This is a genomic window from Rubrivirga sp. (assembly GCF_049648075.1).
GTDB lineage: Bacteria > Bacteroidota > Rhodothermia > Rhodothermales > Rubricoccaceae > Rubrivirga.
On the sequence record NZ_JBARYR010000375.1, the window covers coordinates 1 to 2,371 of the forward strand.

Sequence of the window (2,371 nt, forward strand, 5' to 3'; positions counted from 1 at the left end):
ACCTCGCCGTCCGAGTCCGCCACGTCCTTGACGACGGCCTTGAGCCGGTCCTCGAACTCGCCGCGGTACTTGGCGCCCGCGATCAGCGCACCCATGTCGAGCGACAGGATCCGCCGGGACTGCAACCCCTCAGGCACGTCGCCCTCGACGATCCGGATGGCCAGGCCCTCCGCGATCGCCGTCTTGCCGACGCCCGGCTCGCCCACCAAGACAGGGTTGTTCTTGGTCCGCCGCGACAAGATCTGCAGCACGCGCCGGATCTCGTCGTCACGGCCGATCACGGGGTCGATCTGGCCCTTCCGGGCCGCGTCGTTGAGGTCGCGGGCGTAGCGGTTGAGCGCGTCGTACTTCGACTCAGCGTAGGGGTCCGAAACGCGCTGGCCACCTCGGACGTCGCGCAAGACCTCCAAGAGCGCCTCTTTCGTGACGCCCTGGCTCTCGAGCGCGTTCGCCGTCGGCCCGTCGCCCTGGGCCAGCGCCATCAGCAGGTGCTCCGTCGCGACGTACTCGTCGCCCAGCGCGTCGGCGTCCTCGAGGGCGAGGTCGAACGCCTTGTTCAGTTCCGTCCCGACGTACTGGCCCGACACGGACGAGCCGGTCACGGTCGGCAGCTTGTCGATGGCGCGGTCGACGAGCGCCCCGAGCGTGTCGGCGTTGGCGCTGAGCCGAGAGAGCAAGGTGTGGACCAGGCCACCTTCGTCGTGCAAAAAAGCCTTCAGCAGGTGGGCCGGCTCGACGCCCTGGTGGTTCTTGCTCTGGGCGACCTCGAGGGCGGACTGGACGGCCTCTTGGGCCTTGACGGTAAACTTTTGGAGGTTCATGAATCAGTGTCAGGGTGGCCGGACACAGGGCCGGCGCAGGTACGGGTTCGTTCGCGAGAGGGGAGAGCACACGGCGTGCCACGAGCGCGGGGCTGTCACCGTGTCAGCCGTTATTGGGCGCGTATGGCCAGCACACTTGAGTCGAGCCCTCAACCTCCGATACAGAGAGTGTTCCTAGAAGCGAATGGCAACTCCGTCACGATCCGCCGCGAGCCCCAAATCGCTCGTCCCATTCCGTCTGCTGGTCGCCGCCGGCGGGCTCCTTCTGGTGGTGTTCTGGGGTTTCTTGCGCCTGACCGGGTCCCCGGCGCAGCACCCAGGATGGGCGTGGGCGGTCATGGGAGTGTGGACCGTGGGCATGGTCGCGGCCTCGTTCGTGGGCACGTGGTCGAAGCAGGCCGTCGTTCGATGCGCGATCCTGCACCCGTCTGTCATCGCCGTCATCGGGACGTGGCTGGGCGTCCGTGCAGGCTTCGACGCTCCCATCTCATTTGGAGTCAGCGCTGTCCTGATCGCGGCCGGCCTCGCGATCGCGATCTACGCCCGGACTCGGAAATCGCTCCAGGTCCTGACCGCGTCTCTTGGGGTCGCCCTCAGCGGCGTCGCGCTCGCTACCGGAGGGTTCGTGCTCGATGTCGGGCTGTTCTCATTCTTTGTGGTCTCCGTGTCCGTCGGCGTCTACATGGCGGGAATCGCCAGGCTCGTCGTCCTCGACCAGTTGAGGACGGGGCGAGACGAAGCTGCTGCTCAGCGAGTCATGCTCCGGTCGATCATCGACGCGATCCCCGACGTCGTCGTGGTGAACGATACTGAGGGGCGCACGATGATGCGAAACCAGGCCACCGTCGAGCTTCTCGGACTGTCGTCGACCAGCGAAGGCATCGGTGACAGCGCGTTCGACCCGTTGCCTCCAGACCAAGCTCGGTACGAAGCGTCGCTGCAGCGGTCCGTGGTAGAAGGGAGGAAAGACATCGTGCACGACGAGCGAGAGCACCAGATCAACGGGGAGACAGCCTGGCTACGGGGCTCTCGCGTCCCACTCCACTCTTCCGATGGCTCCATCTCCGGCGTCGTCGGCGTCTTCCGAGACGTAAGCGTCGAGAGAGCCGCTCAGGCCGAGATCGAGGCGCAGAGGAAGTTGCTGCGGACCGTGGTCGACGCGATCCCAGACCACATCTACGTCAAGGACACCGAGGGCCGCGCCACGCTCCGGAACACGGCCAGCGCTCGTGCCCTCGGCTTCGAGGACCCCGACGAGTCCGTCGGGCGAGCCGACGCAGAGGACTCGCCCGAGCTCGGACGTAGGGCCGGCACCGACGACCTGCGCGTCATCTTGACGGGCAAGGCCATTCGTGACAAGGAAGAGCCACGCGACCAAGGCGGCTGGCTTCTCACCACCAAGGTCCCGCTCCGCGACGCCGGTGGCGAGGTCGTCGGGCTGGTCGGGGTGTCCCGCGACATCACGGCGTGGAAGCAGGCCGAGGCGGAGCTCCGGGAGGCGAAGGAGGCCGCGGAGTCGGCGACCCGGGCCAAGAGCGAGTTCCTGGCCA

Annotated in this window: 2 protein-coding genes; one reads left to right on the forward strand and one right to left on the reverse strand. The window is 67.1% G+C overall.

Features of this window, described 5'->3' with window-relative positions; all coding sequences use genetic code 11:
* On the reverse strand, nt 1-821 hold an 821-nt coding region (locus tag WBA11_RS10915), incomplete at its 3' end, for a Clp protease N-terminal domain-containing protein (protein ID WP_424520717.1).
* Between the two features lie 184 nt (nt 822-1,005).
* Between WBA11_RS10915 and WBA11_RS10920 the strand changes: the two genes are divergently transcribed.
* On the forward strand, nt 1,006-2,371 hold a 1,366-nt coding region (locus tag WBA11_RS10920; protein WP_424520718.1), incomplete at its 3' end, for a PAS domain-containing protein.